This window comes from Amycolatopsis antarctica (assembly GCF_002262875.1).
GTDB classification, from domain to species: Bacteria; Actinomycetota; Actinomycetes; order Mycobacteriales; family Pseudonocardiaceae; genus Amycolatopsis; species Amycolatopsis antarctica.
This window is the reverse complement of sequence record NZ_NKYE01000006.1, coordinates 158196-177390: the sequence shown is the minus strand read 5'-3', so window position 1 is coordinate 177390 and position 19195 is coordinate 158196. Positions and strand designations below refer to the sequence as shown.

Sequence of the window (19195 nt, the reverse complement as noted above, 5' to 3'; positions counted from 1 at the left end):
TCGGGCTCTACGGGTGGAACCGCCCCCACGTGGTGCCTGGGCGATGCTGCCGCGGTCGTCCGGCGCGGTTCTGGTCAGCGCCATGGAATGGGACGAACCGGAGGACTCGGCCGATTCGGAGGCGCCCCCGGTGTCGATATCCGGGATGGCCGCGGCGTTCGAGCGGGTTGTCGGTGCGGCCGTCTCGATGACCGCACCGCCCGGGCCGGGGCCGCACCAGTTTCGACGCTGGTCGGGCCGCAACACCCGGATCGCGCAGACCTATCGGCGTGGCCGGGTGCTGCTGGCGGGTGACGCCGCGCATGTGCACAACGCGGTCGGGGCCCCGGGGCTCAATGTCGGACTGCAGGACGCGGCCTGTCTCGCCTGGCGACTCGCCGGAGCGGTGCACGGGGCACCGGCCCTGCTCGACGACTACGAGCCCGAGCGGCGGCCCGCCGCCGAACGCGTCGCGACGCACACCCATGCCCAGACGCTGTCGCTGGCGCCGGGGTCACCGCTCTTCGGGCCCTGATGGCCGAACTGACCGCCGATCCGGCCGTCACCGGGCGGCGGGCGGCCCTGCTGAAGGGGACGGGCCTCCGCTACCCGACCGGACCGGACGCACACTCTCTCGCCGGGCGGTTCGTTCCCGCCCTCGGCGGTCTCGACCGCCACCTCAACCGCCACTTCGACGACCCACGGCCGATCCTGTTCAACCTGGGTTCCGCGCCTCGGGAGCTGCCCTGCGATGCCGTCGCGCCGTGAGGTCACCGGTCAGCGTTCGGGGTCCTGGCCGGTGGGGCGGACGACGATTTCGTTGACGTCGACGCGGGCGGGCTGGGCGAGCGCGTAGAGCACGGCGTTGCCGATGTCCTCGGGTTCGAGGGTGGGCTTGGCCCGTTGCTCGGCGGTGATGAGTTCGGTGTCCACCAGTCCGGGCTGGATGAGCGTGACGCGCACGCCGGTGCCGACGGCCTCGGCGCGGATGGCCCCGGCGAGCCCGGTGACGGCCCATTTGGTGGCGGAGTAGAGGTTTCCCGGGCGGATGCCCCGTCCGGCGACGGAGCCGGTGAGCAGCAGGTGGCCCTCGGTGCGGGTGAGCGCGGGCAGCGCCGCTCTGGCGGTGATGGCGGCGCCGTAGACGTTGGTGAGCACCATGTCCCGCCACTTCTCCGGGACGCCGCCGCCCGAGTCGCCGTCACCGGAGTCGTCGTCGCTGTCGCCGCCGAGGAACGTCGAGGGGTGCATGACACCGGCGTTGCCGAACACGGCGTCGAGGCGTCCGTAGTGGTTCTCGGCGGTCGCGATCGCGGCGCTGAGCCCGTCCCAGTCGGTGACGTCGGCGGCCAGCGCCAGCGCCCGGTCCTGGCCGATTTCGTCGACGAGCGGGGCGAGGGAGTCGCGGTGGCGGGACAGCAGCGCCAGCCGGTAGCCGTCCCGGGCGGCGAGCCGGGCGGTGGCGGCGCCGATACCGCGGGACGCGCCGGTGATGAGCAGGACACGGTCGGTCATGTCCGCCGACCGTACCCGCGCCGTTGGCGTCCCGCCGCGACGCGCACGGGCGACCTGATGAACGGGCGCGCGGCGGGCGGTTACTGTGTGGCGGTGTCCACCGCACGCGCCGAACGGCTGGTCAACCTGGTGCTGGCCCTTCTCTCGACTCGGCAGTATCTCACCGCGGAACGAATCCGCGGCATTGTCTCCGGTTACGCCGACGCGGCGTCCGACGAGGCGTTCTCCCGCATGTTCGAGCGCGACAAGAACGAGTTGCGGGAACTGGGGATCCCGTTGGAGACGGGGCGGAACTCGGCCTTCGACTCCATCGAGGGCTACCGCATCGCGCGCCGCGACTACGAACTCGGCGAGATCGAACTGGCGCCGGACGAGGCGACGGCCGTGGGCCTGGCGGTGCGACTGTGGGATTCACCGGAACTGACCGGTCAGGCGCAGGGCGCGCTGGTGAAACTGCGCGCGGCCGGCGTCGAGGTGGACCAGAACGCGCAGACGATCGTCGAGCCGAGGGTGCGGGCCGAGCCGGCGTTCGCGCCCCTGCTGGCGGCGGTGCAGGCGCGGCAGGCGGTGCGTTTCGAGTACCGCAGGTCGGGTTCGCCGGAGCGGCTGGCGCGGGTGCTGGAGCCGTGGGGCGTGGTGTCCTGGCGGGCCCGGTGGTACGTCGTGGGGCACGACCGGGACCGGAACGCGCCGCGGTGCTTCCGGCTGTCCCGGATCACCGGTGCGGTGCGGGTGGTCGGTGAGCGCGGGGTGGTGCGGCGTCCGGAGGGGGTGAACCTGCTGGAGTTCGTCTCGGTCACCGGGCCCCGGGACACCTCGCCGGTCGCACGGGCACGGCTGTGGGTGGCGCGGGGCCGGGCCGCCGGGGTGCGCAGACGGGCGACGATCACCGGCAGCATGGAACTCGGCGGGGAGCCCGGCGATCTGGCGGAGATCGACCTGTACTTCCCCGAGGGCGCGGCGGACTGGATCGCCGGCCATGGTGCGGATGTCGTCGTGCTCGAACCGGATGTGCTGGCGAAGGCCGTGCGGGAGCGGCTGGAACTGGCGGCGCGGGCATGAGCGGGTCGACGGAGCGGATGCCGAGACTGCTCGCGCTGGTGCCGTACCTGCTGGCGCGTCCGGGTATCCGGATCGACGAGGCGGCGCGCGATTTCGGGGTCACGCCGAAGCAGTTGCGCAAGGATCTCGAGTTGCTGTGGATGTGCGGGTTGCCGGGGTACGGGCCCGGTGACCTGATCGACCTTTCCTTCGACGGGGACACCGTGACGGTCACCTACGACGCCGGGCTGCAGCGCCCGTTGCGGCTGACCGGCGGGGAGGCGACGGCGCTGCTGGTGGCGTTGCGGGCGCTGGCGGAGACCCCGGGGGTGCTGGACACCGAGGCCGTGCACCGGGCCATCGCGAAGATCGAGACCGCCGCGGGGGAGGCGCAGCCCTCCGGCGTGGTGGTCGGCATGGGCGTGCGGGAGGCGGAGACGACGGCGCGTACCCGGGAGACGGTGCGGGGTGCGATGCAGGCCGGGAAGGCGCTGCGGATCCGGTACTACACGGCGTCCAAGGATCGGATCAGTGAGCGCACGGTGGATCCGATGCGGCTGCTGATCGTCGAGGCGATCGGGTACCTGGAGGCGTGGTGCCGCAGCGCCGAGGGAGTGCGGTTGTTCCGGCTGGACCGGATCGACGAGCTGAGCGTGCTGGACGAGCCGGCCCGGCCGCCGGCGGAGGCGCGGCCGACGGACCTGTCGGACGGGGTGTTCTCGGTGCGCCCGGACCAGGCGGAGGCGGAGCTGGTGCTGGAGCCGGACGGGCGCTGGGTGGCGGAGTACTACCCGTGTGAGGAACTGGCGGAGCTGCCGGGCGGCCGGTTGCGGGTGCGGATGCGTTACGGCGACGAGTCGTGGATGGTGCGGCTGGTGCTGGGCCTCGGCGGCGAGGTCCGGGTGGAGCGCCCGGCGGCGCTGGCGGATGCCGTGCGGCGGCGTGCCGCCGAGGCGCTGGCGAGGGCGCGTCATGTCCCGGCCGTCTAGACGCAGTACTGTGCGTAGGTGCTCTACCTGCCGAGTGTTGTGCTCGCCGTCGTCGGACTCGTCGTCCTGATCATCCTTGTCGTCCGGATCGTACGGCTCTTGCGCCGTTTCTCCCGGACCGCGAGCATGGTCACCAGGGACACGGGCGACCGCGCGGGGTTGTTGCGCGCACGGTCGGCCGCGCTGCGCGTCGCCCTGGACGGGCGGCGCCGTCGTCAGGCAACGTAGGATTCGGACGTGAACGAGTAAGGAGGCCACACGGTGAACGCACTCCAGCCGTGGCACTTGATCATCCTGGTTCTGGTGGTCGTGCTGCTGTTCGGCGCCAAGAGGCTGCCGGACGCCGCCCGCTCCATCGGCAAGTCCATGAAGATCTTCAAGGCCGAGACCAAGGACATGAAGGACAAGTCCGAGGACTCCGCCACCGACGGTGCCGACAGCACCGACGTCGAGACGAAGGCCCTGCCGCAGGCCCAGGCCGGTGCCACGCCGACCGGATCGGACAAGCAGGTCGACGAGTTGCAGCGCCAGCTCGACGAGCTGAAGAAGCAGCAGGCGGCCGATCCCGCGCAGAAGAACGTCAGCTGAGCCGGAACGGAAACGACGTCCAGTGGCCGACCCTGCTGCGGAGAAAACTGAACGACGGGGTGCCAAGAAGCGCCGTAGGCGCAGGCACAATCCCGACGGGACGATGTCGCTCATCGAGCACATCTACGAATTCCGGCGCAGGCTCGGCTACGCGCTGCTGGCGATTCTGCTCGGTGGCGTCTTCGGCTTCATCTGGTTCCAGACGAAGCTGGGCCCGATCCCGTCTCTCGGCGACCTGCTGACGGGGCCGTACTGCGATCTGCCGCAGGCCGATCTGCTGACCGCCCGCAACGGCGGGAAGTGCCAGCTCCTGCAGACCGTGCCGTTCGAGGCGTTCCTGATCCAGTTGAAGGTCGGGATCGCCGCCGGCATGGTCGTGGTCGGGCCGCTGTGGTTGTACCAGCTCTGGGCTTTCATCGCCCCGGGCCTGTACTCGAAGGAACGCAAGTACGCGCTCAGCTTCGTCGGCTTCGCCAGCATCCTGTTTGCCGCGGGCGCTGTGCTTGCCTACGTGCTGGTGCCGGGTGCTCTGGCGCTGCTGGTGAGCTTCGGCGCGGACCAGTTCGTCACCGCGCTCGCCGGTGAGAAGTACGTGTCGTTCGTGCTGTCGCTGTTGTTGATCTTCGGTGTCAGTTTCGAACTGCCACTGCTCGTGGTGATGCTCAACCGGGTCGGCGTGGTCAGTTACGACCAGCTCAAGCGCTGGCGGCGCGGCATGATCTTCGGGCTGTTCGTCTTCGCGGCCTTCGCCACTCCCGGCAACGACCCGTTCTCGATGCTGGCGTTGGCCGGTGCGCTGGTGGTGCTGTTCGAACTCGCCATCCAGCTCGCCCGCTTCCACGATCGCAAGCTCGCCAAGCAGCGCAAGGCCGAGGGACTCGAGGGCCTCGACGACGACGAGGCGGCACCGTTCGAGTACACGCCGAGCAGTGCCGACGAGCCCGAGCCGGCACAGCCCTCGCGATTCGGCGGGTCGAAGAACACCGACGACATCACCTGATCCGCGATGGGGCTGCACGCGGCGCTGGCCGTTCATCCCGCATCCGGGCACGGCACCGCCGCGCGTATCGCCGGTAGTGTCGCCGCCCGGTTACGGGAGGCGGTGGACCGGCTGGATCTGCTCGTGGCCGACACCGTCGAGCAGTCGCGGGAGCTCATGCGCGGCTCGCACGGCGAGGGTCTGGACCTGCTGGTCGTGCTCGGCGGCGACGGCGCCGCACACCAGGGCGTGCAGTTCTGTGCGAGCACCGGTGTCGCGCTCGGGCTGGTCCCCTCCGGCACGGGCAACGACCTCGCACGGGCCCTGAACGTTCCGGCCGACCCGCTCGACGCGGTGGACGCGCTCGTCGCGGCGGTCGAGGCCGGACGCAGCCGATCGCTGGACCTGGGCACCGCCGACGGCACCTGGTTCGGCACGGTGCTCTGCACCGGTTTCGACGCCTCGGTGAGCGAGCGGGTGAACCGGATGCGGTGGCCGTCCGGGCCGCGCAGGTACGACCTGGCGATCCTGGCCGAACTGGCCGCGCTCCGGCCCCGCCGGTTCGCCGTGCGCGCGGACGACGACAGTGTCGACATCGACGCGACGCTGCTCGCCGTCGGCAACACCGCCTGGTACGGCGGTGGAATCCCGGTCTGCCCGGGGGCCGAGCCGGACGACGGGATGTTCGACGTGACGGTGGTGGGCAGGCTGCCGCGGCACGAGCTGCTGCGGATGCTGCCGACCCTGCGGACCGGCGCGCACGTGGATCATCCCGCGGTGCGGACGTTCCGCGCGGCGGAACTGCACATCGCCGGTGACGGCGACCCGGTGTACGCGGACGGTGAACCGCTCGGGCGCTTGCCCGCGAGCGTGCGCTGCGTTCCCGGGGCACTCTCGTTCGTCGGCTGACACCCGGCGGCACGGCGGCGGTGAGCCGGGTCGTGTCGTTGGGTCAGACAGGTCTCGGCAGCCCGAAGTGGACCTTCACCCCGGGCGAGTGGAGCACGCTGACGGGCGGCCCGGCGGGCGCGGGCAGTCCGGCCGTCCGCACGAGGTTCTCCGCGAGATGTGTGATGGTGGCCCGCCGGAACGTCCACGGGCCGTGCGCGTTGGGCAGTAGCCAGGTCCGTCCGGCGAACCGGGTGTGCAGGGCCCACCGGTTGGTGAGGAACCGCTCCAGTTCGGTGGTCGTCGCCACGTCCTCGCCGAGCCGGACGCCCATCGTGGCGGATGCCGGAACGCGGGGCCACCGTCGATCGCTGGTGTAGGTGAGCTCGTCTCCGTCGCGGACGCAGCGCATTCTCGCCCACATGTACGGCAGGCCAAGGCCGCCGCGGGCGGTGAGCACGGCGAGCAGCCTGGAGGCCTCGAGGGAGCGGAACACGACTCCGCGTCGTCCCTGCCGGTCCACCGAATAGAGCCGCACGTTGGTTTCCAGGAAGTTCCCGGCGTAGGGGACCGGCGGGGAGCCGAGCACGCTGGTGTCCGCCATCCGGAAGGGCACCAGGCCGACATAGGTCAGCCCGTCCAGGCAGTCCGGCTCGGTCCCGGCGGGCAGCAGGGGCGCCACCACGTCCGGCGGCAGCGGCCAGTGCACGAACGTCAGGTCGAGCCATCGCTGGCTGAACAGCACGGCTCGCAGCGGGTGGGGGCTCGCCGGGAGCACCGGTTCCGTTCCGGACGCGTGGGCGCCGCCGATTGCCACGCTCCGACCGTAGCCGACCACCTCGGTCACGGCCCGCCGCCTGCGAACCACCCGTCGCGTGTGAAACCCTGACCTCGTGGCCTCCACCGATTCCCGGACCCCGGCCGAGGCCTACGCGGCCTCCCGCAGGCGCGCGGCGTACCCGCAGCTCACCCGCTTCGCCGCCGAGGTGCTGTTCGAGTTCGACGACTTCCAGCGCCGCGGCTGCGAGGCGCTGGAGGACGGGCACGGGGTGCTGCTGTGCGCCCCGACCGGCGCGGGCAAGACCGTGGTCGGCGAGTTCGCCGTCCACCTCGCCCTCGCCGAAGGCCGCAAGTGCTTCTACACCACGCCGATCAAGGCACTGTCCAACCAGAAGTTCGCGGACCTGACCGAGCGCTACGGTTCCGGCGCGGTCGGGCTGCTCACCGGCGACACCTCGGTCAACGGCAACGCGCAGATCGTCGTGATGACCACCGAGGTGCTGCGCAACATGCTCTACGCGGGTTCGTCCACTGTGGACGAACTGGCGTACGTCGTGATGGACGAGGTGCACTACCTGGCCGACCGGTTCCGCGGGGCGGTGTGGGAGGAAGTGATCCTGCACCTGCCCGAGCACGTGCGCGTGGTGGGCCTGTCGGCGACGGTGAGCAACGCCGAGGAGTTCGGTGAGTGGCTGGTGGAGGTCCGCGGCGACACGACGGTCGTGGTGGACGAACACCGCCCGGTTCCGTTGTGGCAGCACATGATCGTCGGCAACCGGCTGCTGGACCTGTTCGCCGGGGACCGTGCGGACAGCGACGAGAACACGATCAACCCGCAGTTGCTGCGCCGCGCCGAGGAGGTCGGGCGCATGCACGCCCCCGCCGCCGCGCGTGGTCCGCGGGGCAGACGCAGGGGGCCGCCGCCGCGTGGTCCCCGTTTCCGGCCACCGTCCCGGGTGGACGTGCTCGAACGCCTCGACGCGGCCGCGTTGCTCCCGGCGATCGTGTTCATCTTCTCCCGGGCGGGCTGCCAGGCGGCGGTGGACCAGTGCGTGCGAGCCGACCTGCGGCTCAACGGCCCGGAAGAGGTCGAGGCGGTCCGTCGCATCGTCGACGAGCGGACCAAGGACCTGCCCGAGGGTGATCTCGGTGTCCTCGGTTACTGGGAGTGGCGTGAGGCGCTGGAACGGGGGGTCGCCGGTCACCACGCGGGGCTGCTGCCCGCGTTCAAGGAGACGGTGGAGGAGCTGTTCGTCCGCGGCCTGGTGAAGGCCGTGTTCGCGACGGAGACGCTGGCGCTGGGCATCAACATGCCCGCTCGCACCGTCGTGCTGGAGCGGCTGGTCAAGTACAACGGCGAGGCGCACGTCGACCTGACACCGGGGGAGTACACGCAGCTCACCGGCCGTGCGGGCAGGCGCGGCATCGACATCGAGGGGCACGCCGTCGTGGTGTGGCAGCCGGGTGTCGATCCGAAACAGGTCGCCGGCCTGGCCTCGACGCGCACCTACCCGCTGCGGTCCTCGTTCCGGCCTGGATACAACATGGCCATCAACCTGGTCGCACAGCTCGGTGCCGACGCGGCCCGGGATCTGCTCGAGCAGTCGTTCGCCCAGTTCCAGGCGGACCGTTCGGTGGTGGGCACCGCCCGCAGGATCGAACGCAACCGCGAGGCCCTCCAGGGGTACGCCGAGGCGATCACCGGCGACTTCGGCGATATGCAGTCCTATGTGGACATCCGGCAGAAGATCTCCGCGCGGGAGAAGGCGCTGTCCAAGCAGAACACGGCCTCGCGCAGAGCGGACACGGCCGCGTCGCTGGAGACACTGCGCAAGGGCGATGTGATCGCCGTGCCCGCCGGGCGGCGCGCGGGGCTGGCCGTGGTCGTCGATCCGGGACTGGACCCGATCCGCGAGCCGCGCCCGGTGGTCGTCACCGAGGACCGCTGGTCGGGACCGCTGTCGGTGTCGGACTTCCCGAGCCCGGTCGAGGCGCTGGGTCATATCCGGTTGCCCAAGCACGTCGAACTGCGCTCGCCGCGGACCCGGCGGGACATCGCCTCGACGCTGCGGAACACGGGCATCGCGCTGCCCTCGCGGCAGAAGCGGCGGTCCGGTGCGAACGACGACCCGGAACTGCTGTCGCTGCGGCGTGCCCTGCGCTCGCACCCGAGCCATGGTCTCGCCGAACGGGACGCGAACCTGCGCTGGGTCGAGCGCCACCACCGGCTGACGGCGGAGACCGAGCAGCTCGAACGGAAGGTCGCCGCGACCACGCACTCCCTGGCGCGCGCGTTCGACCGGATCCGTGCGCTGCTGACCGAGCGGGGCTACCTCGCCGAGAACGACGAGGAACGGGCCACCGAGCACGGCAGGCGACTGGCCCGGCTCTACAGCGAGTCCGATCTGCTCGCCGCCGAGTGCATCCGGCACGGCGTGTGGGAGGGACTGACTCCGCCGGAACTGGCGGCCGTGGTGTCGGTGCTGGTGTTCGAGGCGCGCCGCGACTCACCGGGTGAGCCGCGGTTGCCACAGGGCGCGGTACCGAAGGCGTGGCAGGAGACGGCGCGACTGTGGAGCGAGCTGGCCGAGGACGAGCGCAGGCACCGGCTGGACCGCACCCGTGAGCCGGACGCCGGGTTCGCCTGGCCGGTGTACCGGTGGGCACGGGGCGAGTCGCTGGAGAAGGTGCTCACCGCGGCCGAGGCGAACGGCCAGGAACTGTCCGCCGGCGACTTCGTGCGCTGGTCACGGCAGGTCATCGACCTGCTCGACCAGATCCGGGACGTACTCGGCAAGGCCGACCCGGTGGGTGCCGCGGCCTCCGACGCCGTACGAGCCCTCCGCCGCGGTGTGGTGGCGGCCGGCTCGACGTGATGCCCGTCGGGTGTGTGCGTGGTGGCTCTGTGGTTTGATCGGCCCCACGACGGGGCCGGAACCACCGGTCGCAGCGACATTCTCGACCTGGCGGAGGCGACACGGATGAGCACGCCGTACGGAGGCAACGATCCGCAGCAGTGGGGGCAGCAACCCTACGGTGCGGGACAGCTTCCGGGCACCCCCTCGGGCGGTATCCCCGACCAGGGACAGGGCGCCTACGGGCAGCAGCCGGGTTATGGCCAGCAGCCGCAGTACGGGCAGCCGGGTCAGCCGCAGCCGGGTCAGGGTTACGGGCAGCAGCCCGGCTACGGGCAGCAACCCCAGTACGGGCAGCAGCCGCAAGGTCAGCCCCAGTACGGGCAGCAGCCGGGTTACGGGCAGCAGCCGCAGTACGGGCAGCCGGGTCAGCCGCAGCCGGGTCAGGGTTACGGGCAGCAGCCCGGCTATGGGCAGCAACCCCAGTACGGCCAGCAGCCGGGCGGATTCCCCGGGGGCGCGGCTCCCGCCGGCGCCAAGAAGTCGAAGACCCCGATCTGGATCGGGGTCGCCGTGGCCGTGGTCCTGGTGGCGGCGTTCGCGGTCACCGGTTTCCTGGCGCCGGGGTTCCTGGTCACCAAGACGTTCGACGAGGCGGCCGTGAGCCGTGACGTGCAGGGCGTGCTCGTGGACAAGTACAAGATCGAGGGCGTCGAGAGTGTGAGCTGCCCTGCGGGCCAGGAAGTCACCGTCGACAGCTCCTTCGACTGTGACGTCACGGTCGGCGGCAAGCAGCAGAAGGTCACCCTCACCGTCAAGAGCGACAGCGGCAACTACGAGGTCAGTCAGCCGAAGTGACGGTGCGGCGTGATCCACTGATGCCATGAGCGATCACACCACCCGGACTCTCCGCGATGACGAGCAGCGTGCGGCGAGCAGCTTGTTCCGCAGCACGCTGCACGCGGCGCCGCCGTCGGACGAGGAGTGGGAGCGGACCCGGTTCGCGTTCCAGCCGGACCGTACCCTCGGCGTGTTCGACCGCGAGCTGATCGGTACGGCCCGTTCGTTCGACTCCACGGTGGTCGTCCCGGGCGGTGCGGCGGTACCGCTCGCCGCGGTGACCGGCGTCGGCGTCCGGCCGGACCGGACGCGCCGGGGCGTGCTGCGGGAACTGATGCGCGCCCAGTTCGAGGACCTCAGCGCCCGGGGCACGGTGGCGGCGCTGTTGTACGCCACCGAGGGCCCGATCTACGGCCGGTTCGGTTACGGCGTCGGCACCAGGGGACTGTCGTACACGGTGGACCGGCGGCGGGCGGTGTTCCGGCCGGAGGCGCCCCGCGGTGGTGAGGTTGAACTGCTCGACGTGGACGCCGCGATGGCGCGGCTGCCGGAGATCTACTCGGGTCTCGCCGCATCGCGCCCCGCGACGATGGCGCGGCCGTCGTACTGGTGGGCGGGGCTGGGCAACCGGTTGCGTAAGGCCGATGTCCCGCCGGTCACCGTCCTGCACCATGGTGCGGGCGGCGTCGACGGGATCGCCCAGTACGCCGTCGACCGCGATTCCGGGGCCGACTCCGCGACCATGCGGGTGGACATGCTGGACACGGCGTCCGATGCCGCGTTCGCCGGGCTGTGGCGGTACCTGCTCGGTGTGGACCTGGTCGACCGGGTGAAGGCCTGGATGCGTCCGCTGGACGAACCGACCGAACTGCTGTTCACCGACCCGCGGGTGTGCCGGTCGACCGGTGTCGAGGACGAGGCCTGGCTGCGGCTGGTGGACGTGCCCGCCGCGCTGGCGGCCCGTGTGCGCGCGTGTGGGCGGCTGGTGATCGAGGTCGATGATCCGGTGTTGCCGTCGAACTCGGGCCGTTACCTGATCACGCCGGACGAGGTGATCCGTACCGGCGAGCCCGCCCAGTTGCGGATGGGCGTGGACGCGCTGGCGATGATCTACCTCGGCACGTGGCGCCCGTCCGTGCTCGCCGGTACCGGACGCGTCGGCGTGCTGGACCCGGAGGCTCCGGCGATCGCCGACCGGCTGTTCGGCATCGGCGCCGACCGGGCCGCCTGGTGCGGCACCTTCTTCTGAGGCCGGTGGCCGCAACGGCGGGGTGTGATCGTCGACGCTGGTCGGCGGTGGCAGTCATGGGGTAGGTTCACCAGCGCTCAAACCGGTGAACGACTGTCGAGGTGGCCGCGTGCGTGTGCGCATCCTGCTTCCGGGTGCCGTTCTCGCCGGAGTCGCGCTGTTCGCCGGATGTGACAGGCCGCCCGCCGAGCCCGCACCGGCACCGCCGTCCGGAGCCGGTGCCGAGCGGACGACCGCGACCGGTGCGAGTACCGATCCGCCGGTGTTCGACCGGGACCGGATGGAAGCCGACGTCGAGCGCATTCTGCGCGAGGTGTACACGGTCGGCGAGGTCGGCGAGGTGAGCTGCCCCGCCGACCAGATCGCCGACGAGACCCGTGAGTTCGACTGCGCTGCCACGGTGGACGGGCAACAGCGTCAGGTACCCATCCGGGTTCGCGGCGGCAACGGCGAGTACGAGGTCGGGCGCCCGGCCGAGCCGGGGTAAGTCACTGGCTCGCCGTGCCGGTCGCGGGCAGTATCGGCGGCCATGACGTCCTACGTGGTGCGACCGATCACCGAGGCCGAACGCCGTCCCGCGCGTGCCCTGCTGTCCCTGACCCTGCACGGCACTGCCGCCTCCGACGAGGTGTGGGAACTGGTCGGTCGCTCGTGGCGGGCGGACCGCAAGTTCGGCGCGTTCGACGGGGACGCGATCGTTGGTATCACCAGTTCGATGGGCACGCACATGCTCGTGCCCGGCGGCGGACGGATACCGACGGCAATGGTCGACGGTGTCGGCGTGCGCGCCGACCACACCCGGCGCGGGCTGTTCACCCGGCTCATGCGTGTCCAGCTCGAGGACTGTGCGGCACGCGGCGACGTCGCCGCCGCTCTGCACGCCAGCGAGACCGTCATCTACGGCCGTGCTGGTTACGGCGCGGCCACCCGCCGCGTCTCCGTGCGTGTGCGCGCGGGCCGCGGCACGGTGCGCCCGGACCTGCCCGCCTCCGGCCGGATGCGCCTGCTCGACGCCGAAGAGGCGGTGTCACTCGTGCCGGGGCTGTACCGGTCGATCGCCCCCCATCGTCCCGGCATGATCGACCGGCCCGATCACTGGTGGCCCGCCGATCACGACCGGTTGGTCGGTCGGGACGGTCACCTGGTCGCCGTGCACAGCTCGGCCTCGGGCACGGATGACGGCTACGTGGTCTACAAGACCGAGGACGCGCGGACGGACGCCGAACCGGAGCGAGGTGCCACGGTCCGGGTGCGCGACCTGCATGCGGCGAGCCCGGTGGTGGCGGCGGAGTTGTGGCGGTATCTGCTGGGGATGGACCTGGTCGCCGAGGTGATCGCGCCCGCGCTGCCGCTCGACGACGAGGTGGAGCTCATGCTGGCCGATCCACGCCGGTGCGCGGTGACCGGGCGGCAGGACGATCTGTGGCTGCGGCTGGTGGATGTGCCCGCGGCACTGGCCGCACGCGCTTACGGCGCCGGGCCCCCGGTGCTCGTGGACGTGGTGGATCCGTTGCTGGCGGCCAACTCCGGGCGGTACCGGATCAGCCGGGAGGGGGCGGAGCGGGTGCCGGACTCGGCCGGGACCGCTGGGCTGCGGCTGGGGGTGGACGTGCTCGCGATGCTCTATCTCGGTGACCGGGCGCCGAGCACGCTGGCGGAGCTGGGACGTATCGAGGTCGGTGACCCGGCGGCGCCTGCCGCGGCGGACGCGCTGTTCGGGACCACGCGTCCACCGTGGTGCGGCACGTTCTTCTGACCTGCGCGGTCATCCCGGCAGCGCCGCGAGGAGCCGCTGGACGGAGGCGCCGAGGTTCCACCGCTCGGCGAGTTCGGCGACGCGGTCCGGGTCGGCGGGCGCGGCGGGCACCCGGTCGTCCCGGGACATCCGTACCGGCGCGTCCGGGGCGACGGTGACGACCGTGGGGGCCACTGCGAGGTATCCGGCGGAGTCCAGGATGCGGGTGCGGGTCTTGGCCGGCAGCGCGGGGTCCTCGTCGCGGGCGGCGGCGATGAGCGCGTCGAGCGAGCCGAACTGGGTGATCAGCTTGGCGGCGGTCTTGTCGCCGATCCCGGGCACGCCGGGGAGCCCGTCGGAGGGATCGCCGCGCAGCATGGACATCTCCGCGTAGGCCCGTCCCGCGATCGGTTCGGGGACGCCGTAGCGGGCGGCGATCTCGGTCCTGCCGAGGACCTCCGCCTTCGCCCAGCCCTTGCCGACGTAGATGACCGAGGCCCGGGTGGGTTCGGTGCGGACGAGCTGGAACAGGTCACGGTCGCCGGTGACGACCTCCACCGGGTCGGTGCTCTCGCGGGCGGTGAGGGTGCCGATGACGTCGTCGGCCTCGAAGCCCTCGGCCTCGGCGGTGGCGAGACCGACCGCGTCGAGCAGATCGATGATGATGGGCACCTGGGGGCTGAGCGTGTCGGGGACTTCCTCGGAGCCGTCCTCTGCGGTGTCGGCGACCCGGTGCGCCTTGTAGCTGGGCAGCAGGTCGACGCGGAACTGGGGGCGCCAGTCCGCGTCGAGGCAGGCGACGAGCCTGCCCGGTTTCCGGTCGGTGAGAATGCGCGCGACGGTGTCGGCGAACCCGCGGACGGCGTTCACCGGTGTGCCGTCCGGTGCCGTCATCGATTCGGGCAGCGCGTAGAACGAGCGGAAGTACAGGCCTGCGGCGTCGAGCAGCGCGAGGGGAGCGGTCACGCGGACAGCCTGCCACGAACGCCCGACACCCGCGGCGATCCGATGCCGGGCGCGCGGACGCCGGAAATAACAGAGTGTTCTTTGCGAACACTCGTCTGCAGAGAACCCTTGTCAGATAATGTGCCGGGCATGACCGACCATGTGGCGAGGCTGAATCGCCGCACCCTGCGCGCCCTGGCCCACCCCTTACGGATCCAGCTACTCGAACTCCTGCGCGCGGACGGCCCCGCGACGGCGTCGGGGCTGGGGGAGCGGCTGGGCGAGAGCTCCGGGACGACGAGCTGGCACCTGCGGCAGCTCGCGGAGTACGGCTTCGTGGCGGAGGACACCGACCGGGGCAACAGGCGGGAACGCTGGTGGCGCTCGGTGCACGACGGTCACCGCATGGACGCCGAGGACTTCCTGGACGACCCGGACTCCGCCGGAGCACTGAACTCCTACCTGCACGCGAGCGTTCAACTCCGCTACGCCGCCGAGTCTCAGTTCATCGCCGAGCTCGACCATTGGCGGGAAAGCTGGGAACGCACCGTCCTCTTCGACGACGCGCGGCTGTCGCTGACACCGGAGGAGACGCGTGCCCTGAGCGAGGACGTCCTGCGGGTCGTGGACCGCTACCGCCGGGAACCGCGCGCCGGAGACGAGACGGTCGTGGCGCACTGGGCCGCGTTCCCCCGCCGCCACGACGGCGAGCGGTCATGAGAACCCGTCTCCCGCTAGCCGGGTTGGCCGTCGCCGCGGGGCTGTCCTCGTTCGGCCTGGCGATGACGCTGATCGCGATCCCCTGGTACGTCCTGCACTCCACCGGCAGCGGAACCCAGACCGGTGCGGTGACGGCCGCGGAGACCCTCGGCCTGCTGCTGTCGATCGTGCTCGCGGGGCCGCTGGTGGACAGGGCCGGCCCGCGGCGGCTGAGCATCACCGCGGACGCGATCACGGCCGCCGCCATCGCGCTGATCCCGCTGGCGGAGCTGACGGTCGGGCTGCCGGTGCCCTTGCTGGCGGTACTGGCGTTCACGGCGGGTGCCACCCGTGCACCGTCCGACACGGCGAAACAGGTCCTGCTGGCACAGGTCGCGGAACCGGCGGGGATCCGGCTGGAACGCGCGAGCAGCGCCGTCGACGCCGCGATGCGGCTGGGCCGGATGGTGGGCGCCCCGGTGGCCGGCGGGCTGGTCGCCGTGCTGGGCCCGGTACCCGTCCTGGTCGTCGACACGGCCACCCTGCTCGCCTCGGCCGGACTCGTCGCCGTGTTCGTCCGCGGCCGCACCCCCGCTCGGGACGGGGACGACGCCGGGGACCGTGCCGACAGCTACCTGCGCAGGCTCCTCGGCGGGGTCCGCTACCTGCGCGGCGACCGGCTGTTGCGGGCCGCGCTGCCGATGCTGATGGTGACCAACGCGCTCGACGTCGGCCTCAGCGGCGTGCTCTACCCCGCATACGGTTCGCAGGTCTTCGACAGCAGCGCCCTGGTCGGGCTGATGGTGACCGCGCTGGGGATCGGCGGGCTCGGCGGGGCGGCCCTGTACGGCTGGATCGGTCACCGGTTGTCCCGCTGGGCCGTGTTCACCGCCTGCTTCCTGCTGCTCGGAATGCCCCGGTTCGTGCTGCTGGCCCTGGAGCCACCCGCGCCGGTACTGCTGCCGTTGCTGGCGGTCTCCGGGCTGGGATCGGGCGCGCTGAACCCGATCCTGCTGGCGGTGGTGCACGAACGGGTGCCCGCGATGTTGCGCGGGCGGGTGCTGAGCCTCGCCTCCGGTGGTGCCATCGCGGCCATGCCGCTGGGCACGATGCTGGCCGGCGTGCTGCTGGACTGGACGGGTCTGACCGGGGCGCTGGTGACGTTCGCGGTGATCTACCTGGTCGCCACGACGTTCCCGTTGATCTTCCCGGTGTGGCGCGAACTCGACCATCGTCCGGCGACCCCGGAGCACGCTCCGGTCGCGGTCTGATCCGTCGCGGCGGCCCCGTTTCGAGGAGGGCACGGCGGCGGGCGGGAGGCGCCGCGCGCGCTAGGTCCGGCTACGCTCGACGGCATGTCGCGTCGATCCCTGCATGCCACTGCCCCGGCCCCCGCCGCCCTGCGTTCCCGCCTCGACCGTGCCCGTGAGGCGGCGGCGTCGGCCGGCACGGACGCGCTGCTCATCGCGCCCGGGTCGGACCTGCGCTACCTGATCGGCCAGGCGGGCGGATCGTTCGAGCGGCTCACCACCCTGGTGCTGCCCGCCGAGGGCACCCCGGCACTGGTGTTGCCCAAGCTGGAGGCGCCGGGCTTCACCGACGTCCCCACCGACGAACTGGGCATCGAACTTCTCACCTGGGTCGACGGCGAGGACCCGTACCGGCTCGTGGCCGATCGGCTCGGCGCTCCGCGCAGGGTCGCGGTCGGTGACAACACGCTCGCCCTGCACGTGCTCGGGCTGCGCGCGGCCTGCGGTACGGCGGAGCAGACGCTCGCCGGTCCGGTGCTGCGGGAGGTCCGGATGCGCAAGGACGCCACCGAGCTCGCCGCGCTGCGCAAGGCCGGTGCCGCCATCGACCGCGTGCATGCCAGGGTCGGCGACTGGCTGCGGCCGGGCCGCACCGAGGCCGAGGTTGGCGCCGACATCCGGGCCGCCATGGTCGAGGAGGGGCACAGTCACGCCGACTTCATCATCGTCGGCTCCGGCCCGAACGGCGCCAGCCCGCACCACGACGTGTCGGACCGTGTCATCGAGAAGGGCGACGTGGTGGTCGTCGACATCGGCGGACCGGTGCCGGAGGGATACAACTCCGACTGCACCCGCACCTACTCCGTGGGCGCCCCGCGCGACCCCGAGGTGACCGAGGTGTACGCGGTTCTGCTGGCGGCGCAGCGGGCAGCCGTCGAGGCGGTGCGTCCCGGTGTGCCCGCGGGCGAGATCGACGCGACCGCGCGCCGGATCATCGCCGACGCGGGCTACGGAGACCGCTTCATCCACCGCACCGGGCACGGCATCGGTCTCGACGTGCACGAGGAGCCGTACGTGGTCGCGGGCAACGATCTGCCGCTGCGGCCGGGCATCGCGTTCAGTGTCGAGCCCGGCATCTACCACGCGGGCCGGTGGGGCGCCCGGATCGAGGACATCGTGGCCGTCACCGAGGACGGCGTGGAGTCGTTCAACAATCGCCCGCACGAGCTCGCCGTGCTGGACGCATGAGCGGGCCCGGATCCTGTCCGCGGGGGGAGGGCCGATGACCGCGACCGGGCCGATGGAGCCCCTCGACCGCGCCATCGCCCGGGAGCTGGCGGCTGACGGCAGGCGCAGTTTCACCGATCTCGCGGAGCGCGTGGGCTTGTCGGTGTCGGCCGTGCATCAGCGGGTGCGGCGGCTGGAGCAGCGTGGCGTCATCCGTGGTTACACCGCCCGGCTGGACGGTGAGCAGATCGGCTTGCCGCTCACCGCGTTGATCTCGCTGACGCCGAACGACCCCGGTGCGCCCGACGACTACCCGCAGCGGCTCGAGCACATCCCGGAGATCGAGTCGTGCTACTCGGTCGCCGGTGACGAGTCGTACATCCTGCTGGTCCGGGTGGTGTCGCCGCTGGGCCTGGAGGACCTGCTGCGCCGGATCCGTGAGTCGGCGAAGGTGTCCACGAGGACCACGGTCGTGCTGTCGACGCCGTTCGAGGGGCGCTCGCCGCAGCTCTGAACCCGGCGTCCTTCTCGCGCGAGGGTGCCTATTGGGCGGTGACGGTGGTGGCGGCGCGCAGGGCACCGTCCTCGCCGGCCAGGCACGCGGCTGCCCGGTCCGCCGTGCCGAGGAACTCGGTCAGGCAGCGCCCGAACTGTGCGTGGCCGTTCGCGTTGGGGTGGAAGGATTCCTGGATCGCGTGTCCGGCCCGTTCGGTGTCGGTGAGGTCCTGCCAGCGGATGGTCAGCCTGCTGAACCACTCGTCTGCCGGGTCCTCGCCGCCGCTGCACGCCTCGTGCCCGGTGCCGGCACGGGACAGGTCGAGGAAGCGGGCGTCGACCTCTCCGGCTGCCTTGCGGAGACCGCCGGTGAGTACCGGCATCCCTTGTGTGGCAACCCATTGCAGGTCTTCGGCGCGGAACGGGCAGCCGTCGAGGCTGCGCAGCGCCTCGGGGATGCCGGGGCCGATCGGGGCGGCGTAGGACTGCAGGACGAGCTGGTAGTCCTCGCGGGAGTACCCGGCGTTCTGCAGCACCTGCCGGACGTCGGCGAGCGCGTCGCTCACCTTCGGCACCATCGCGTCCACCCGGTTCTGCCAGTCCTGGGCGATCCGTTCGCTGCACGGTGCGCCCTTGCTGTCGAACCAGGCCTGGAAGCATTCGCTGATCAGGCGGGAGAAGTGCGGATCGTCGTTGGCGCCGACCGCGACCACCACGGCCGACACCCGCTTGGTGCGGGTCAGCTCCGCGAGTTGCCGTGCCTGCGAGGGTTCGGTCCACTGCTCGACGTCGCCGAGGGCGACCTGCGCGGCCGGTGCGCCGGAGCAGGCGAGGTTGACCCGTTCGGTGATGCCCGGTACCTGCGTGACGTGCACGGTGGCCTTCGGGGAACGGTGGCACCAGTTGCCGTTCGTGCCGTCGGTGTCCGGGGTGTATTCGCCCGCTCCCTCCCCGGACAGCGTGCTGTCGCCGAGGGTGACGATGGTCAGCGGTCCGTCGCCGGGAGGGCCCGGCCGGTCGACGGGTCCGGGGGATTCGGTGCCGGACAGGGCGAACACCGCGACCAGAGCTGTCACCGCGGCGAGCGCGAGGCCGCCGAACCACCACCGATACCGTCGCATCACCGCCCAGTCTACGGAGT

The 19195-nt window shown here is 71.8% G+C and carries 21 protein-coding genes; 17 read left to right on the top strand and 4 right to left on the bottom strand.

All coding sequences use genetic code 11. The annotated features are described in order from the left end of the window. The first annotated feature begins 43 nt into the window (after positions 1-43). Together CFN78_RS11945 and CFN78_RS11940 are read left to right on the top strand one after the other, a co-directional pair. Positions 44-514 (top strand): FAD-dependent monooxygenase, encoded by a 471-nt coding sequence (locus CFN78_RS11945; protein WP_094862815.1) that lies wholly within the window; start codon positions 44-46, stop codon positions 512-514. Beyond that, positions 514-747, top strand: coding sequence for a hypothetical protein (locus tag CFN78_RS11940; RefSeq protein WP_094862814.1), 234 nt, complete (start codon positions 514-516; stop codon positions 745-747). Before CFN78_RS11945 ends, CFN78_RS11940 begins: the two co-directional genes overlap by 1 nt. Before the next feature lie 9 nt (positions 748-756). Here the strand turns inward: CFN78_RS11940 and CFN78_RS11935 are convergent, their stop codons facing one another. Then, positions 757-1494 (bottom strand): SDR family oxidoreductase, encoded by a 738-nt coding sequence (locus CFN78_RS11935; protein ID WP_094862813.1) that lies wholly within the window; start codon positions 1492-1494, stop codon positions 757-759. Between the two features lie 93 nt (positions 1495-1587). On the opposite strand from CFN78_RS11935, the gene CFN78_RS11930 reads away from it, so the two are divergent. From CFN78_RS11930 to CFN78_RS11905, 6 genes are read left to right on the top strand one after another with little or no spacing between them, the layout of a single operon-like run. After that, positions 1588-2556, top strand: coding sequence for a helix-turn-helix transcriptional regulator (locus tag CFN78_RS11930; RefSeq protein ID WP_094862972.1), 969 nt, complete (start codon positions 1588-1590; stop codon positions 2554-2556). After that, entirely contained in the window at positions 2553-3524 is a 972-nt protein-coding gene (locus tag CFN78_RS11925; protein WP_094862812.1) for a helix-turn-helix transcriptional regulator, read from the top strand. The genes CFN78_RS11930 and CFN78_RS11925 overlap by 4 nt, the downstream gene beginning before the upstream one ends. An 18-nt stretch (positions 3525-3542) precedes the next feature. Next, positions 3543-3752 carry a bacteriophage holin gene (locus CFN78_RS11920; RefSeq protein WP_094862811.1) on the top strand — a complete coding sequence of 70 codons (210 nt, stop codon included), beginning with the start codon at positions 3543-3545 and terminating at the stop codon, positions 3750-3752. Between the two features lie 33 nt (positions 3753-3785). Continuing rightward, positions 3786-4112, top strand: a complete 327-nt coding sequence (gene tatA, locus CFN78_RS11915) for a Sec-independent protein translocase subunit TatA (RefSeq protein WP_094862810.1) — start codon at positions 3786-3788, stop codon at positions 4110-4112. Positions 4113-4134: 22 nt separating this feature from the next. After that, complete coding sequence (tatC, locus tag CFN78_RS11910) at positions 4135-5112, top strand: twin-arginine translocase subunit TatC (RefSeq protein WP_094862809.1); 978 nt, start codon at positions 4135-4137, stop codon at positions 5110-5112. 6 nt (positions 5113-5118) lie between these two features. After that, the gene (locus CFN78_RS11905; RefSeq protein ID WP_094862808.1) at positions 5119-6000 is read left to right on the top strand and encodes a diacylglycerol/lipid kinase family protein; all 882 of its coding nucleotides are present in this window, start codon (positions 5119-5121) and stop codon (positions 5998-6000) included. Between the two features lie 43 nt (positions 6001-6043). Here CFN78_RS11905 and CFN78_RS11900 read toward each other — a convergent pair whose 3' ends face one another. Then, on the bottom strand, positions 6044-6796 hold the full coding sequence (locus CFN78_RS11900; RefSeq protein WP_205660498.1) for a YqjF family protein: 753 nt from the start codon (positions 6794-6796) through the stop codon (positions 6044-6046). A 76-nt stretch (positions 6797-6872) separates the two neighbouring features. Between CFN78_RS11900 and CFN78_RS11895 the strand changes: the two genes are divergently transcribed. The 5 genes from CFN78_RS11895 to CFN78_RS11875 all read left to right on the top strand — a co-directional run bounded on the left by CFN78_RS11895 (position 6873) and on the right by CFN78_RS11875 (position 13459). After that, the gene (locus CFN78_RS11895; protein ID WP_094862807.1) at positions 6873-9635 is read left to right on the top strand and encodes a DEAD/DEAH box helicase; all 2763 of its coding nucleotides are present in this window, start codon (positions 6873-6875) and stop codon (positions 9633-9635) included. 105 nt (positions 9636-9740) lie between these two features. Then, positions 9741-10472, top strand: a complete 732-nt coding sequence (locus tag CFN78_RS11890) for a DUF4333 domain-containing protein (protein ID WP_094862970.1) — start codon at positions 9741-9743, stop codon at positions 10470-10472. 25 nt (positions 10473-10497) lie between these two features. Continuing rightward, on the top strand, positions 10498-11703 hold the full coding sequence (locus CFN78_RS11885; RefSeq protein ID WP_094862806.1) for a GNAT family N-acetyltransferase: 1206 nt from the start codon (positions 10498-10500) through the stop codon (positions 11701-11703). Positions 11704-11812: 109 nt separating this feature from the next. Beyond that, positions 11813-12190: a DUF4333 domain-containing protein gene (locus CFN78_RS11880; protein WP_094862805.1), complete on the top strand. Its 378-nt coding sequence runs from the start codon at positions 11813-11815 to the stop codon at positions 12188-12190. Between the two features lie 42 nt (positions 12191-12232). After that, positions 12233-13459: a GNAT family N-acetyltransferase gene (locus tag CFN78_RS11875; protein ID WP_094862804.1), complete on the top strand. Its 1227-nt coding sequence runs from the start codon at positions 12233-12235 to the stop codon at positions 13457-13459. Positions 13460-13468: 9 nt separating this feature from the next. Here CFN78_RS11875 and CFN78_RS11870 read toward each other — a convergent pair whose 3' ends face one another. Next, entirely contained in the window at positions 13469-14404 is a 936-nt protein-coding gene (locus CFN78_RS11870; protein ID WP_094862803.1) for a 5'-3' exonuclease, read from the bottom strand. A 129-nt stretch (positions 14405-14533) separates the two neighbouring features. On the opposite strand from CFN78_RS11870, the gene CFN78_RS11865 reads away from it, so the two are divergent. The 4 genes from CFN78_RS11865 (at position 14534) to CFN78_RS11850 (ending at position 18073) form a co-directional block, all read left to right on the top strand. Beyond that, positions 14534-15103: a winged helix-turn-helix domain-containing protein gene (locus CFN78_RS11865; protein ID WP_094862969.1), complete on the top strand. Its 570-nt coding sequence runs from the start codon at positions 14534-14536 to the stop codon at positions 15101-15103. Continuing rightward, a complete protein-coding gene (locus CFN78_RS11860) occupies positions 15100-16353 on the top strand; it encodes an MFS transporter (protein ID WP_094862802.1) in 1254 nt (417 codons plus the stop codon). The genes CFN78_RS11865 and CFN78_RS11860 overlap by 4 nt, the downstream gene beginning before the upstream one ends. A gap of 84 nt (positions 16354-16437) precedes the next feature. Beyond that, complete coding sequence (locus CFN78_RS11855) at positions 16438-17580, top strand: M24 family metallopeptidase (protein WP_094862801.1); 1143 nt, start codon at positions 16438-16440, stop codon at positions 17578-17580. Between the two features lie 34 nt (positions 17581-17614). Continuing rightward, entirely contained in the window at positions 17615-18073 is a 459-nt protein-coding gene (locus CFN78_RS11850) for an Lrp/AsnC family transcriptional regulator (protein ID WP_094862800.1), read from the top strand. Positions 18074-18101: 28 nt separating this feature from the next. Here the strand turns inward: CFN78_RS11850 and CFN78_RS11845 are convergent, their stop codons facing one another. Further along, positions 18102-19175, bottom strand: a complete 1074-nt coding sequence (locus CFN78_RS11845; protein ID WP_094862799.1) for a GDSL-type esterase/lipase family protein — start codon at positions 19173-19175, stop codon at positions 18102-18104. Between the last annotated feature and the right edge of the window lie 20 nt (positions 19176-19195).

Coding starts and splice junctions, on each gene's coding strand:
- CFN78_RS11940 (WP_094862814.1), top strand. CDS start 514: ATGGCCGAACTGACCGCCGATCCGGCCGTCACCGGGCGGCGGGCGGCC.
- CFN78_RS11945 (WP_094862815.1), top strand. CDS start 44: ATGCTGCCGCGGTCGTCCGGCGCGGTTCTGGTCAGCGCCATGGAATGG.
- CFN78_RS11905 (WP_094862808.1), top strand. CDS start 5,119: ATGGGGCTGCACGCGGCGCTGGCCGTTCATCCCGCATCCGGGCACGGC.
- CFN78_RS11845 (WP_094862799.1), bottom strand. CDS start 19,175: ATGCGACGGTATCGGTGGTGGTTCGGCGGCCTCGCGCTCGCCGCGGTG.
- CFN78_RS11890 (WP_094862970.1), top strand. CDS start 9,741: ATGAGCACGCCGTACGGAGGCAACGATCCGCAGCAGTGGGGGCAGCAA.
- CFN78_RS11865 (WP_094862969.1), top strand. CDS start 14,534: ATGACCGACCATGTGGCGAGGCTGAATCGCCGCACCCTGCGCGCCCTG.
- CFN78_RS11925 (WP_094862812.1), top strand. CDS start 2,553: ATGAGCGGGTCGACGGAGCGGATGCCGAGACTGCTCGCGCTGGTGCCG.
- CFN78_RS11935 (WP_094862813.1), bottom strand. CDS start 1,494: ATGACCGACCGTGTCCTGCTCATCACCGGCGCGTCCCGCGGTATCGGC.
- CFN78_RS11860 (WP_094862802.1), top strand. CDS start 15,100: ATGAGAACCCGTCTCCCGCTAGCCGGGTTGGCCGTCGCCGCGGGGCTG.
- CFN78_RS11885 (WP_094862806.1), top strand. CDS start 10,498: ATGAGCGATCACACCACCCGGACTCTCCGCGATGACGAGCAGCGTGCG.
- CFN78_RS11855 (WP_094862801.1), top strand. CDS start 16,438: ATGTCGCGTCGATCCCTGCATGCCACTGCCCCGGCCCCCGCCGCCCTG.
- CFN78_RS11875 (WP_094862804.1), top strand. CDS start 12,233: ATGACGTCCTACGTGGTGCGACCGATCACCGAGGCCGAACGCCGTCCC.
- CFN78_RS11850 (WP_094862800.1), top strand. CDS start 17,615: ATGACCGCGACCGGGCCGATGGAGCCCCTCGACCGCGCCATCGCCCGG.